This is a genomic window from Acetomicrobium hydrogeniformans ATCC BAA-1850 (assembly GCF_000160455.2).
GTDB classification, from domain to species: domain Bacteria; phylum Synergistota; class Synergistia; order Synergistales; family Acetomicrobiaceae; genus Acetomicrobium; species Acetomicrobium thermoterrenum.
Map to the genome: position 1 here is coordinate 1,862,014 of NZ_ACJX03000001.1, position 14,217 is coordinate 1,876,230.

General features: G+C 44.2%; 14 protein-coding genes, 1 tRNA gene and 1 other RNA gene. 15 read left to right on the forward strand and 1 reads right to left on the reverse strand.

Annotation, left to right across the window (positions count from 1 at the left end; genetic code table 11):
* Window positions 1-9: 9 nt before the first annotated feature.
* The 10 genes from HMPREF1705_RS09330 (at window position 10) to HMPREF1705_RS09375 (ending at window position 9,412) form a co-directional block, all read left to right on the forward strand.
* A tRNA-Arg gene (locus tag HMPREF1705_RS09330) sits at window positions 10-86 on the forward strand.
* 535 nt (window positions 87-621) lie between these two features.
* Window positions 622-948 (forward strand): F0F1 ATP synthase subunit B family protein, encoded by a 327-nt coding sequence (locus HMPREF1705_RS09335; RefSeq protein WP_009201043.1) that lies wholly within the window; start codon window positions 622-624, stop codon window positions 946-948.
* Window positions 935-2,968 carry a V-type ATP synthase subunit I gene (locus HMPREF1705_RS09340; protein WP_009201042.1) on the forward strand — a complete coding sequence of 678 codons (2,034 nt, stop codon included), beginning with the start codon at window positions 935-937 and terminating at the stop codon, window positions 2,966-2,968. The genes HMPREF1705_RS09335 and HMPREF1705_RS09340 overlap by 14 nt, the downstream gene beginning before the upstream one ends.
* A 68-nt stretch (window positions 2,969-3,036) precedes the next feature.
* Window positions 3,037-3,510, forward strand: coding sequence for a V-type ATP synthase subunit K (locus tag HMPREF1705_RS09345; RefSeq protein WP_009201041.1), 474 nt, complete (start codon window positions 3,037-3,039; stop codon window positions 3,508-3,510).
* Window positions 3,511-3,522: 12 nt separating this feature from the next.
* Window positions 3,523-4,113 carry a V-type ATP synthase subunit E gene (locus tag HMPREF1705_RS09350; protein ID WP_009201040.1) on the forward strand — a complete coding sequence of 197 codons (591 nt, stop codon included), beginning with the start codon at window positions 3,523-3,525 and terminating at the stop codon, window positions 4,111-4,113.
* Window positions 4,114-4,134: 21 nt separating this feature from the next.
* The gene (locus tag HMPREF1705_RS09355; RefSeq protein WP_009201039.1) at window positions 4,135-5,172 is read left to right on the forward strand and encodes a V-type ATP synthase subunit C; all 1,038 of its coding nucleotides are present in this window, start codon (window positions 4,135-4,137) and stop codon (window positions 5,170-5,172) included.
* Complete coding sequence (locus HMPREF1705_RS09360) at window positions 5,162-5,500, forward strand: V-type ATP synthase subunit F (RefSeq protein ID WP_009201038.1); 339 nt, start codon at window positions 5,162-5,164, stop codon at window positions 5,498-5,500. The genes HMPREF1705_RS09355 and HMPREF1705_RS09360 overlap by 11 nt, the downstream gene beginning before the upstream one ends.
* Before the next feature lie 36 nt (window positions 5,501-5,536).
* Window positions 5,537-7,339 (forward strand): V-type ATP synthase subunit A, encoded by a 1,803-nt coding sequence (locus tag HMPREF1705_RS09365; RefSeq protein WP_009201037.1) that lies wholly within the window; start codon window positions 5,537-5,539, stop codon window positions 7,337-7,339.
* Complete coding sequence (locus HMPREF1705_RS09370; protein ID WP_009201036.1) at window positions 7,329-8,759, forward strand: V-type ATP synthase subunit B; 1,431 nt, start codon at window positions 7,329-7,331, stop codon at window positions 8,757-8,759. Before HMPREF1705_RS09365 ends, HMPREF1705_RS09370 begins: the two co-directional genes overlap by 11 nt.
* 20 nt (window positions 8,760-8,779) lie before the next feature.
* Window positions 8,780-9,412: a V-type ATP synthase subunit D gene (locus tag HMPREF1705_RS09375; RefSeq protein WP_040347978.1), complete on the forward strand. Its 633-nt coding sequence runs from the start codon at window positions 8,780-8,782 to the stop codon at window positions 9,410-9,412.
* A 78-nt stretch (window positions 9,413-9,490) separates the two neighbouring features.
* On the opposite strand, the gene HMPREF1705_RS09380 is transcribed toward HMPREF1705_RS09375, so the two are convergent.
* Window positions 9,491-10,288 (reverse strand): CheR family methyltransferase, encoded by a 798-nt coding sequence (locus HMPREF1705_RS09380; protein WP_009201034.1) that lies wholly within the window; start codon window positions 10,286-10,288, stop codon window positions 9,491-9,493.
* A gap of 85 nt (window positions 10,289-10,373) precedes the next feature.
* On the opposite strand from HMPREF1705_RS09380, the gene rnpB reads away from it, so the two are divergent.
* From rnpB to HMPREF1705_RS09400, 5 genes are all read left to right on the forward strand, one after another.
* Window positions 10,374-10,709: RNase P RNA component class A (gene rnpB / locus HMPREF1705_RS10425), an RNA gene on the forward strand.
* 120 nt (window positions 10,710-10,829) lie between these two features.
* Window positions 10,830-11,258, forward strand: coding sequence for a division/cell wall cluster transcriptional repressor MraZ (gene mraZ, locus HMPREF1705_RS09385; RefSeq protein WP_040347975.1), 429 nt, complete (start codon window positions 10,830-10,832; stop codon window positions 11,256-11,258).
* Window positions 11,246-12,148, forward strand: coding sequence for a 16S rRNA (cytosine(1402)-N(4))-methyltransferase RsmH (gene rsmH / locus HMPREF1705_RS09390; protein ID WP_009201032.1), 903 nt, complete (start codon window positions 11,246-11,248; stop codon window positions 12,146-12,148). Before mraZ ends, rsmH begins: the two co-directional genes overlap by 13 nt.
* Window positions 12,149-12,172: 24 nt before the next feature.
* Entirely contained in the window at window positions 12,173-12,562 is a 390-nt protein-coding gene (locus HMPREF1705_RS09395) for a cell division protein (RefSeq protein ID WP_187366922.1), read from the forward strand.
* Window positions 12,563-12,564: 2 nt separating this feature from the next.
* Entirely contained in the window at window positions 12,565-14,214 is a 1,650-nt protein-coding gene (locus tag HMPREF1705_RS09400) for a peptidoglycan D,D-transpeptidase FtsI family protein (protein ID WP_040347973.1), read from the forward strand.
* Window positions 14,215-14,217: the final 3 nt, after the last annotated feature.

Consider the following 14,217-nt stretch of genomic DNA (forward strand, 5'->3'; position numbering starts at 1 on the left):
ATTTGAAGGGCGCCCGTAGCTCAACTGGACAGAGCAACGGACTTCTAATCCGTAGGTTGTGGGTTCGAGTCCCGCCGGGCGCGCCATAGTTTGTACGGTGTTTTATCTTAACAATATCAATGAAAAAACAATGAAAACTTTTCCTGCGATATAGCGGTTTGCTCACAGATAGCAATATCCCTTAAACACTTCGCCGAGTATCAGGTATAACAGTCCCTTGTATGCCAAAGAAGGCAGCAGGGGACTGTTATAGTAGTATCTGTTAATTAAGCTCCGGTTAATATTATCTATAAGCGTAGTGATAAATTCTATCAGTTAATAAGTCGGCCTATCAGTACAATGATATTAAATGCATTTGATTTTTAAGAATATTCTTTTGAATCATTGATATTAAATTATGATTTGTGATAGTATATCATGGGGCGCGATCGGGCAGGTCATAATTGGCCAAATGCTCTATTCCCGATGATTGCTCCATTTTTTTTATACAAAGGAACTCTATCGATTTGACACGGCGTCTAAAAATGATTACACTGAGTTCTGATTGTGTTGTTCATAACAAGGTTTTTGCATCCCGTCAATAAGCGGTCTCACAATTTCTAAGCAAAGGAGTTGATAACATTGCCGGCAGATATAGCGCAGGAGCTCAAGGAGACTGAAGAATCTGCGAAGAAGTTGGTGGCAGAGGCCAAATCTAAAGCCAACGGCATCATCGAAGAAGCTCGGGTGAAGGCAGAAGAAATTATCAAAGAGGCAAAAGCCAAAGCAAGAGCTCAGTACAGGGAAATAGTTCAACAAGCTCAAGCCGAAGCTGAGAAAAAAGCCCAATCTATTATTGAGCAAGGCAAAAAGAAAATCTCCTCTGAAAGAGAGACCTACCTTCCTAAAGTAGATCGTGTTGCTGCTTTAGTGATGGAAGAGGTGATGAAAACGTATGGCAATAACTAAGTTTTGCAAGCTCGATCTCGTCGTTCATGAGTCCGTAAGAGAAGAGGTTATGAGCGAACTTCAGCGTCTCGGGTGCTGTGAGGTAATTACTACAGAGCGAGCTGAAGAAGATCAATGGCGACCCGAAAGCATTAAATCTCTCGACGAAAAGCTGTCCGACGCAAGATTTGCTATAAGATTTCTCGAGCCCTATTATCGGGGAGAGGGAAGCAAAATTGCCAGAATGCTTGGAAACAAGCCTAAGGTATCACTTGACGAAATATCGAGGCTGGAAGAGAGTTTTGACATCGTTCAATATTCGGCTAAGTTGAGAGAGGTCGAAAAGAAATTATCTGAAATAAGGGCAGAGCTTTCCAGGCTCAGGAACATTGAAGGAATAGTAGCAAAAATCGTCGATTTTCAACTTTCTCTTTCGTTGATAACAAAGGGAACGGATTACGTAACCGGCATAATGGCTGCTATACCGGTCGAACAAACCATGGTGTTTAAATCGTTGCTGGAAGGTTCAATCAATTCGGACGAAGGTGATTTCTTCATATCTACCCCCAAAGAAAAGGACAAGGAGGTATATCTGATTGCCCTTTTCGTAAGGGAGAAAAAGGAAGAAATCAGAAATTTGTTGACGTCTAACGGAGCTTCAATAATAGAGCTCGATCCCAGATTGCTTGGAACGCCAGTTGAAGAGCTTGAAAACATGGCAGAGACAAAGAAGGAACTCATCGCTGAAGAAGAAAAACTATTTGCATCAATCTCCGATGAAGCTAAAAAGAATTTCATGTACCTCCAGCAACTCCACGATTATTATGATTTAATTAAACGAAGGATTGAAGCTATTGGTTCCGGGCTTTCGACGGAACATGCCACTTGGAGTAAGATGTGGGTTCCAAGGATTGCGATCGATCGCATACAGTCTGTATTGTCTTCCTATGACTCATTAGTTCACATGGAAATTTCGGAACCGGAGGAAGAGGATGAACCGCCTGTATATCTAGTCTCAAGGAAATGGGCATCTCCCTTTGAGCCATTGACAAAACTTTACGGATTACCAGAGTACAATGGTATCGATCCAACACCTTTTTTTGCCCCCTTTTATTTTTTATTTTTCGGCATGTGTTTAGGTGATGCAGGATATGGTGCTGTCTTAGCCTTGATCTTTTTGTATGCTATTAAGAAGTATTGCCCCCGTAAGGATGCCTTTAAATTCTTTGCTTTGTTTGTTTTGGCAGGAATTTCATCGGTACTTGTGGGTGTTTTGACTGGCTCGCTGTTCGGAGATATGATCGATGCATTTCCCATATTAGCATCACTTCGAGATATCAAAAATTCATTAAAGATCACTGACGTAATGTACAATCCCATGCCTTTCCTCGGTTTTTCTCTGTTCATTGGTTTCGTACAAATAATCTTCGGGCTCTTCATCGCCTTTTTCGATAATCTTCGAAAGAAGGATTACATCGGAGCGATAGGGGACCAAGGCGGTTGGATAACTTTCCTTCTGGGTTTGGCTCTTTATATACTCGTTCGTGCTGGAATGTTGCCGCCTTCGCTTTCTTCTCCCAGCGCAATAGCCACAATTGCAGGAGTCTGTATACTGGTTGCAACGCAGGGAAGGGAAAAGAAAAATATCTTTTCCAAATTGTTTTCCGGTATCATGAGCCTATATTCCGTAACATCGTACTTAGGTGACGTGTTAAGTTACAGTAGGCTCTTAGCGCTTGGTTTAGCCACGTCAGCCATAGCGATGATCATCAATACACTTACGTTGCAGCTATTTCATATTCCTTACATAGGCTGGCTATTGGGGATAATTTTGTTCGCAGGTGGACATATATTTAGCATAGCTGTTAACGTTTTAGGGGCATTTGTCCATTCCTTGCGTCTCCAATACGTCGAATTCTTCAGCAAATTTTACAAAGCCGGAGGAAGAGCATTCGAACCATTTGATATGAATGCACGTTATGTTGACATTGCAGAAAGCTATGATTTCGATCATTTAATTCGCGTAAAAGCTTCCAGTTAGTTCAACAATTACATTAAAAATATGGCAATTTACGCCATTAATAATTCTTGAAAGGAGTGTATTTGATTATGGAATGGGGACTTGCATTAGCTATATTAGGTGCTGCATTGGCTGCGGGGTGTGCCGGTTCGGGTTCTGCTCTTGGTGTAGGTGTTGCTGGTGAATCAGGAGCTGGGGTCATGACAGAGGATCCCGGGAAGTTCGGTCTGGTTTTGTTACTTCAGGCACTGCCTGGAACTCAGGGGATATATGGTTTGCTGATAGGATTTTTTACCATCATGCAGGTTGGACTGCTTGGCGGTGAACCGGTTGCGGTTAGTTTGGAACAGGGGATGGCCATACTCTTCGCCTGTTTGCCAATCGCAATAGTCGGATATATTTCAGGATATTCGCAGGGCAAGACATCAGCTGCCTGCATTCAGCTTATTGCTAAAAGGCCTGAGGAAACTGGTAAAGCAGTTATATTGCCTGCGATGGTGGAGACTTATGCCGTTTTGGCTCTTTTGATGAGCATCATATTGCTGAACGGCATTAGCTTATAGAGGTGTTGCCAAATGGCATTGGCTGATGTCAAGACAAAAATAGAAGATGATGCAAGAAAACAGGCTGACGAAATATTGGAGAAGGCCAAAAAACAAGCCGAAGAGATAATTTCAAAGGCTCAAGAGGAAGCTCAGAAAATACAGGAAGAATGGATGCGACAGGCGAAAGAAGAAAGAGAAAATATTTTTAAGAGAAGAGAAATTGTCGCGGACCTGGATCTAGGGAAGATTGAACTATCGATGAAAAGATCGCTGATCGAAGAGACGCTGACGAAAGCCAGAAAAAAGATGAACGCACTTGATCCTAAGAAATATGCTTCATTCGTCGAAACGGTCTTGAAGACTGCCGTCAAAGAGTCGGAAAAATCCGAAGGGTTGATCTATGTCGGTGAAGAAGAGGCGATTATAGACGAAGAATGGGTATCTAATTTCAATCAGAAAAATGATACAAAATTGAGTTTAGCCGATGAAAAGCTACCTTTTAGAGGGGGTTTTATCCTAAATGTCGGCGATATAGATATAAACTGCTCCTTTGATATGCTAATAGCAAGCATCCAAGACGATCTCGAATTGATAATTGCAAGGGAACTTTTCTCGGAATAGCCCTTTTATAGGAGATGAATCATGACATATTTAGGGTCGGTGAGACAATTGGAAGCCAGAAGCGAATACACCTATGCCGTATCCCGCTTGAGGGCGATGGAAAATAGAAAGATCGATACTTCGGCCATGCAACAAATGGCAGAGGCGGAGAGCTTTGAGTCTGCATGGAAATTGTTCATGGAGACGTGCTATGGGTACTGGGCTGCTGAAATGGGCAACAACTCTTCATACGATAATTTATTGGAAGCAGAGCTTTCATACACCTATGGAGAGCTCAGAAAATTCGTTCCTGACCCACAGCTGGTTCAGCTTTTTCAAATCCCTTATGACTTCCATAATTTGAAGGTCATATTAAAGGGAATGTTTGCCCAGAGAGAAGGCGGTAAAAGTCGATGGGATCTGTTGGTCTCCATGGGTTCATATCCGGCAGACGATATGATATTAGCTGTTGAAAGCGAAGATTACCGACTCCTTCCTCATCAGTTGCACAGGATAATTCCATCATGCGTAATGATATGGGAACAGACGAAAAATATTCTAGAGATCGAACAACTTTTAGACAGACACATGTTTTATATAATGCGCATGATTGCAAATGAGCTTTCTTATAACGGGGTAAAGGAATATGTTCGTTTTCGGATCGACGCGGAAAATATCAGAACGATATTGCGGCTCAAGAGGATGAATGCCGATGCGTCACAGATATCGAACTATCTTCATTCCGGCGGCACATATTCAATGGAACTTTTAGCACAGCTGTACTCCGAACCAAAGGAATCATGGGCTAGGGAACTCGCCTTTGGTTATATGGGACGTATATTGGATAACGTCGAAGAAATGGATGCGTCGAGGATTTTGCCCGAAATTGAAAAACGATCCGATGGAATGATCAGCAAATACTTAAACAAATATCAATACGATCCTTTTGCCCCTGAACAGGTTCTCCGCTTTCTCTGGCTGAAAGAGACAGAGGTTAAAAATTTGAGAATTATACTCGTGGGCAAGGCCAGCGGGGTAGAGAAAGATATGATAAAGGGGTTGTTGCGCCATGCAGCGTAGGACACATCCCATAGCAGCAGTGGGGGATTATGAAAGCGTTTTACCCTTCCAGGCGATAGGTTTAAAACAGTTTGTAATAGATGACCCGAATGACGATAAAAAATTTAGAGAAATATTGATTGATATCATTAATAAACAATACGCTATCTGTCTTATCACCGAAGATATTTACGAGAAATTCGATAGTATTATCGATGAACTGACGCGGGACAACATGTTAAGCGTAATTCCGGTACCAACTTTAAAGTACTCTACGGGTTTTGGTTCAACGCAGATTAAGAATTGGGTAGAGAAAGCAGTAGGTATTGATATTTTCGCAAATAAATAATTGAGCAAAATTATTTGAATTTGGAGGGAGTTTTCGATGGGCGAGACGGCTCGTAAGCAGATAAAGGGATCGATCACGAGAATATCAGGGCCATTGGTGGTAGCAAGCGGCATGGCCGGCGCCTCGATGTACGATGTCGTTCGAGTTGGCGACCTGGGTTTGGTCGGGGAAATTATCGAGTTGAAGGGAGATAACGCTTTCATTCAGGTTTACGAGGAAACATCAGGTTTGAAGCCAAAGGAACCTGTTATAAGCACAGGAGCTCCTTTAAGCGTAGAATTAGGCCCCGGACTTATAGAACAATTTTTCGACGGAGTACAAAGGCCTTTGAACATGATCGAAAAAGAAGCACAAAGTCCATATATCACTAGGGGCATTGATGTACCTGCCCTCGATAGAAAGAAAAAGTGGGAGTTTGTTCCAAAAGTCAAAAACGGAGAATCCGTGGGCCCCGGAGATATACTGGGGATCGTTCGGGAAACTGTTCTCGTTGAACATCGCATATTGGTTCCCTATGGAGTTGAGGGTAAAGTCAGGTCCATAAAAGAGGGAGAATATACTGTTGAAGATGTGATTGCCGAGATAGAAGACGAGAAGGGCAATGTGCATAAGGTTACAATGATGCAGCGCTGGCCCGTAAGATTTCCCAAGCCGGTAGCCCGAAGGTTAAAACCTGAAATACCGCTGCTCACCGGCCAGCGCGTCGTAGATATGTTTTTTCCTATTGCCCGAGGAGGGACTGCATGCGTTCCCGGCCCATTCGGCAGCGGCAAGACGGTCATCCAGCACCAGCTTGCCAAATGGGCAGACGCCGAGATTGTAGTGTATGTTGGATGTGGAGAGCGTGGCAATGAAATGACTGACGTTTTGCTGGAATTCCCCGAATTGCAGGATCCGAGATCCGGGCAACCTCTCATGAAGAGAACAGTCCTCATAGCAAACACGTCAAATATGCCTGTGGCCGCTCGGGAAGCCAGTATATATACGGCCATCACAATAGCTGAGTATTATAGAGATATGGGATATTCAGTTGCTTTGATGGCGGATTCGACAAGCCGATGGGCAGAAGCTTTAAGAGAAATATCCGGTCGTTTGGAAGAAATGCCCGGCGAAGAAGGTTACCCTGCATACTTGGGAACAAGACTGGCATCTTTCTATGAGCGAGCCGGTAGAAGCATATGCTTGGGTAAAGATGAAAGGGAAGGTGCCATAAGCGTTATAGGTGCCGTTTCTCCTCCTGGCGGAGATCTTTCGGAACCCGTAAGCCAGAACACCTTAAGGGTTACAAAGGTATTCTGGGGATTGGATGCATCGTTGGCTTATCAGAGGCATTTCCCTGCCATAAACTGGCTAAACAGTTATTCTCTATATACCGATGTGTTGGGAGAATACTGGGATGAAAAGTACGACGGCGAATGGAGCATGCAACGGGTCGAAGCCATGTCTCTCCTGGAGGAAGAGTCACAATTGCTGGAAGTGGTGAGGTTAGTCGGTATTGACGCACTTTCTCGGGAGGAGCGCTTGGTTCTGGAAACGGCTAAATCGATAAGGGAGGATTTTCTGCATCAAAATGCTTTTCATGAGGTCGATACATATGCCTCCATGGATAAGCAGTTTAAGATGCTTCGCAATATCTTAACTTTCCATCATGCAGCGAAAGATGCATTGCGTCGAGGAGCAGACATAAAGAAACTTTTCGAACTTCCCGTTAGGGAAAATATAGCGAGAATGAGATATGTTTCTGAAGATAAGTTAGATTCCCTTGATCAACTTGAAGCTGAGATTCGCTCTCAAATCAACAAGATAATACCAACGGGAGGCGACAATTATGCTGCCTAAAGAATACAGAACAATCAGCGATCTTTCGGGCCCCCTCATGGTGGTTGAAAAAACGGCTGACGTTCGCTACGACGAGCTCGTCGAGATCTCGTTGAGCAACGGCGAAAGAAGACGAGGCCGTGTTTTGGAGATATCGACAGATAGGGCTCTTGTCCAGGTCTTCGAAGGGACTACTGGAATAGATCTTGAAAACACGAAGGTTCGTTTTCTAGGAAAAGTATTGATGATTCCCGTCTCGAGGGGATTATTGGGAAGGATCTTTAACGGGAGGGGTGAGCCCATAGACGACGGTCCGGCCATAATCCCGGAGAAGCATTTGGATATAAACGGATATCCTATCAATCCTTACTCTAGAGATTATCCGTCGGAGTTTATACAGACGGGGATATCCACTATAGACGGGATGAACCCAATCGTCCGCGGACAGAAGCTGCCAATATTTTCAGGAAGCGGTATGCCTCACAATAAGATGGCTGCTCAAATTGCGCGTCAAGCTACCGTCTTGGGTTCTCAAGAAGGATTTGCCGTAGTATTTGCTGCAATGGGCATCACATTTGAAGAAGCTTCTTTCTTCATGGATGACTTTCGAAGAACGGGAGCTATCGAGCGTGCCGTTATGTTCCTCAATCTTGCCGATGACCCTGCTATTGAACGTATAACTACGCCAAGGCTCGCCCTTACCTGTGCGGAATATCTGGCTTTTGAGCTCGACATGCACGTACTCGTCATATTAACTGACATGACCAACTATTGCGAAGCCTTAAGGGAAATATCAGCAGCCAGAAAAGAGGTGCCCGGCAGAAGAGGTTACCCCGGCTACCTTTATACTGACCTAGCTACGATGTACGAGAGGGCAGGCCGCCTGCGTGGCTATAAGGGCTCCATAACACAGCTTCCCATACTAACAATGCCCGAGGATGATATAACTCACCCGATTCCTGACCTGACGGGCTATATAACGGAAGGGCAAATTATTTTGAGCAGAGGTCTTCACCGTAAAGGCATATATCCCCCCGTCGATGTGCTGCCTTCTCTTTCGCGATTGAAGGACAAGGGAATAGGAAGGGATAAAACGCGAGAAGACCATGCCGACCTTTTAAATCAGTTGTTCGCGGCATATGCCAGAGGAAAAGAGGCTAAAGAGCTGGCCGTTATCCTTGGCGAGGGAGCATTAACGGAAAGTGATAAGGCATTCGCAGAGTTTGCCGATAAGTTTGAAGATAGATATGTAAGGCAAGGCGAGTACGAGAACAGAACCATATTGGAGACTCTCGAGCTTGGGTGGGAACTGCTTGCGCCTCTGCCTTTGACAGAGCTGAAGCGGGTAAGGGATGAATACATCGAGAAATACCTAAAACCCAAACGTCAGGACGACGAAACAAATAAAGACGAGGTGGCCACCTCTTCTGCTACGTCGTAAATTTAAAGGAGTGATAAGAGTTGGCCAATAAATTGAACGTCAATCCCAACAGAATGATGTTAAACGTCATCAAGAGGCGACTTGCGGCCGCAAAAAGAGGACATAAATTATTAAAAGACAAGCAGGATGCATTAATAAAGGAATTCTTGCAGAAAGCAAAAGATGTAAAGGAATTGCGCGAGAAAGTGGAAGCGGCCATTTTCGCCTGTTATCGAAGCTTCCTGATGGCGCGTGCCCAAATGGTGCCGGCCGTGTTGGAGCAATCTTTATTAATGGCTGGCGGCGGAGAAACAGGCGTTCATGTAAAGACTCGCAACCTTATGAGCGTCGTGGTTCCCGAATATACAATAGACAAAGCAGAAGAACAGGTGAAAGGTTACGGCTTTGCCATGACATCCGGCAGCCTGGATTTGGCGTTGGAGCAATTTCAGGAACTGCTCCCCGACTTGATACGCCTTGCCAGCGAAGAGAAGGCATTACGGTTGATGGCCATCGAAATAGAACGTACACGCAGAAGGGTTAATGCCCTCGAATATGTTATGATCCCGGCCTTTGAGGAAACGATAAGAGATATAACTATGAGATTAGACGAAATGGAACGATCTAACTTAAGCAGGTTAATGCGGATAAAGGAAATAGTCAGATCCCATTAAGTAATTGACTATCTCCGTTGTTTGCGCGAAATCCCGCGGGATGTTCTTTATAAAAAATCCCACGGGATTTTTTATCTTTTATTTTCTCCTATATAAAAATTGTCCCAGGGGCTCCAAATCGAGGCTGCGATAATCGTAAATATGCTCAGTGGCACCAACCATCATTATGCCTCCCGGACGTAGAGCCTTGACGAACTTTTGATACAAAGTTTTCTTAGTCTCTGCAGAAAAATATATCACGACATTTCGACATAATATTAAGTCATATTTGTTCTGAGGGAAGGGGGTATTGAGCAGGTTCATGATTTTAAATTGGACTCGTCTTCTTATCGTGTCCTTAACTTTAAAATGTTCTTCGTCAATTTTGACGAAATATTTATCGATCCAATTTGGGGGTACATTTGCTAATTGTCTTTGGTGATATATGCCCTTTAAAGCAATGTTTGTTGCCTCTTCGTCAATATCCCATGCATCTATGTAAGGCGGACACAAGAGCTTAAGCTCTTCAGCCAGAATTGCCAGAGAATAAGCTTCCTCTCCTGTAGCTGAGCCGGCACTCCACATATTAAGACGTCTTCCTTTCTCCTTTATTAACTCCGGCAAAACCTTGTCTCGCAAATGCCACCATATTGATGGATTTCTAAAAAATTCAGACACATTGATTGCGAGGTAGTCCAAAAACTCCTTTCGTTTTTCCGGATCTTTTTTCAGTATTTCGAAATATTCTTCATAATTGGAACATTTCCAACGCTGCATTAACATATGGACCCGTCGGTGAATTTGTTGTTTATAGGCGTCAAGTTCAATGTTCATTAGCGACTTTACTTTATCTTTGAATTCATCGTATCCGGGCATTGGTGAAAACTGCGTTTCCATAAAAACCCTCCCTAAAAGCCAATATTATAGTGTTGAAAAAAGGTCTTCATGATGATATCTTTAATATAGAAAATAAACAAGACTTCGAGCATTCCGGATGACCGCGTTCCTGGGATGGAACGAGGAAAGTCCGGGCTCCACAGGGCAAAGCGCTGGATAACGTCCAGCAGGCGCGAGCCTCGGGATAGTGCCACAGAAAGATACCGCTCCAATTTGGAGTAAGGGTGAAAAGGTGGAGTAAGAGCCCACCGGTAATTGGGTGACCAATGAGCCAGGCAAACCCCGCTTGGAGCAAGATCTAATAGGGAGGGATGAGGTGGCCCGCTGACCTCCGGGTTGATCGCTAGAGGATGGGCGCGAGCTCATCCCGAGATAAATGGTCATCAATATCACAGAACCCGGCTTATGGAATGCTCGAAATAAATAATACAAGCCCCAGGACCTAATAATATGTTGACTAAATTAGGCCCTGGGGCTTGTATTATGTGTTGACTTGGTGGTAAAGTGGTAGAAAGTGTATTAAAGTGGGATGGCGTGTGAGATGATGATCGGGACCTATGAGCATCGCCTGGACAGTAAAGGCCGATTGGTATTGCCATCTAGGTTCAGACAGGAGATGGGGGAACAGCTCGTTGCCTCTGTTGGCGTCGAGAGGTGCATCTCTTTGTATTCCAAGGATGAGTGGGAGAAGTTGCTTGAAAAATTGCAAAAGATGCCCTTTTCTCAAAGTAAGGCTAGAGATTTTTTGCGCGTATTTTTGGCAACGGCTCATGAAATTACCCTCGATTCGGCTGGGAGAATACTTCTTCCACAGATGTTAAAGTCGCATGCATACTTAGAAACGGAGGTCAGCATCATCGGAGTTGGAGATCATCTGGAAATATGGGATCGCGAGACCTGGAACAAATATCGACAGGATATTTTGTCAAACCTGTCAACAATCGTCGAGGGCGTAGAATGGAAACAATAAGGCATGTTCCTGTATTAACCAATGAAATTATCAATATACTATCGCTATCCGACGATCTAAAGCTGGTTGTCGATGCTACTGTAGGACTTGGCGGGCATGCATATGCTTTATTGTCGACTTTTCCCGACATTAAGCTTTTAGGACTCGATCAGGACGAGACGGCTTTAGAGATAGCTTATGAAAGGCTTAAACCTTTCGGGGAAAGGGTCTTGTTAGTTAAATCAAATTTTAGGTTCATAGACGATGTCGTTAAAAATCACTTTAGATCCGTAGCAGTTGATGCAATTTTATTCGATTTGGGTGTTTCTTCGTTGCAGATTGACGATGAGGAAAGAGGGTTTTCATTCAATAAACCAGGGCCTATTGACATGAGGATGGACCGTGAAGCCAAAGTAACAGCCTTTGATATAATAAATAACTATTGCATCAAAGATTTATCCGACATCTTTTACAAGTACGGCGAGGAGCGCTATTCCCGCCAAATAGCAAAGGCAATAGTCAGATATCGAGAGCAGAAAGGGTTGATCGCTTCCACTGCGGAGTTGGTGGAGATAATTAGGAGGGCACTTCCGGCAAAAATTCAGAGACAAATGGGAAAACATCCGGCAAGAAGGGTTTTCCAGGCTCTTAGAATTGTCGTTAACGATGAATTGGGAGCACTTGAAAGCGGATTGAAAAACAGCCTGGGTTGCCTTCGAAGCGGTGGACATTTAATAGTCATAAGCTACCATTCTCTGGAGGACCGGATCGTTAAACATTCCTTTAAAGACTGGGAAAAAGAAGGAATTGGGAAGATATTTTCTAAGAAACCAATTTTACCGAAGAGGGAAGAAATCGAAGGTAATCCGAGATCTAGAAGTGCAAAATTGCGCGTTTTAATAAAATCCTGATATTTTTGATGGGGAGTGGTAAGGGTGGCGACAAAGGGCAAAAAGGGCATTTATGCTTATATTGTATTGGTTTCCCTAGCTCTCCTCGGACTTGCGGGGCTTCGTTTTTATAGTTTATATTTAGAACATGAATTGATGGCTTTAAACCAACAAATTGAAGCATTACAACAAAAGGATTTGCTTCTTTCTCAACGCCTTCTTTCCATGATGGCCCCGGATCAGGTAGTCTATTATGCCAGCGGGAAATTGGGCATGACGAAGGGCTTAGAGAGAGATTCCACGATACGACTTGCAATCGCTCCCGGTAGTGAACGTTTTCAAGGAGATAATTTGCCGACTGTAGCTGTGGAGAAAAGAAAGACGTTCGGAATTTTCTCTGCCTTTGCCAGCGCCAAGGAGGATAGAGAGGACTAATTTTGAAAGGGTCTAGGGGTCTTTGGCTTTTAATATTTTTAGCCTTTGTTGTTACAACGGCTAAAGTTGCTCAACTTTGTCTTATTCCCGATTCAAGAGTTGTAATGTGGGCTAGGAGCCAGTATTGGGAACAAGTTATGGCGACATCGTCGAGAGGCACGATTGCGGACAGAAACGGCATAACTCTGGCCTTATCCGTTCCGCGATGGAGCATGTTTGTCGATCCCGCATTTTGGGATCCAAGCCAATTGTCGGTTTTAGGCCAGCATCTTCCTAAGCAAGTCGTCCAGAAACTACAAAAGCCTCTAGAGGGTAGATTTATGTGGTTAGTCCGTAAATTAACATTGCAAAAGGGCGAAGAGATATTATCGTTAAATTTAAAAGGGGTATACGGCATAAAGGAAATGGAGCGCTCCTATCCCTTTGGAAAGCATATGGCCCATCTGATGGGCTTTGTCGACATAGATGAAAAAGGCCTTTCCGGAGTCGAGAGACAATGGGACTTTTTTCTGTACAATCCGCCGCGTATGAGAAATTTAATAAGAGACGCCGCAGGGAATTACTTCGAAGCAGCAAATTTATCTTCAGAGGAAGAAATGGTCTTTCCTAAAAGCGAGGTAGTTCTTACAATCGACTGGAGGTTGCAGTACATAGTCGATGATGCTTTGCAAAACGGGGCATCCATGAACAATGCGGAATGGGCAGCGGCTGTATGTATGGATCCCATGACCGGAGAAATATTAGCCATGTCGAGTTTTCCTTCCTTTGACCCCGGGAATAGAGAGACCTTCTCGGGCGATGCACTTCGAAACAACACGGTAGGCAGGGTATATGAACCTGGCTCGGTACTAAAACCTGTCATTATGGGCATAGCCTTGGAAAACGGGTATGTTAACTCAAAAAGCAGGTTCAACTGCTCAGGATCAATAAAAATAGCCGATCATGTGATTCGTGAGGTCAATTGGCGTGCTCATGGAAATCAGGACTTCAATAAAATAATTATTAACTCATGCAATGTTGGGATGGCTCAAATTGGTATGATGATGCCCACAACCTTTACCTACAATGCCCTAAAAAGCTGGGGGTTTGGCGTTTCTACAGGTGTAGAATTGCCCGGTGAAGAAGAAGGATTGCTCCCCCTTCCATCTCAATGGTGGGGCGTTGTGCCTGCCAACATCGCTCTGGGGCAGGGTATAGCAGTTACGCCTCTCCAGTTAGCCCAAGCTTTTTCGGCCATTGCAAACGGAGGCCTTTTGGTTCGTCCCTATTTGACGAAAAACGTATTTGACAGAAAGGGCAACGAAGTTTACCACGGTCAGAGGCGGGAGATTGGCCGAGTGCTTTCAAATTCAACGGCTGAAAGGTTGAGAATGACCTTAAGGCAAGCAGTGGCAGAGGGCACAGGCAAGCGTGCCGATGTTGAGAACGCGAAGGTGGCCGGGAAAACCGGTACCGCTCAGGTTGCCCATAGGGGAAAATATTTGCAAGATACTCACGTAGCCACTTTTGCCGGTTTTTGGCCATATGACAGCCCTCGTTACGTTTTAATAGTCACTGTAGGAAACCCTGGCGCAAAGGGTTATTTAGCTGGAGCAATAGCTGCTCCTATTTTTAGGACAATCGTAGAAGAGATGATGGCAAGCGGCTTTTAAATT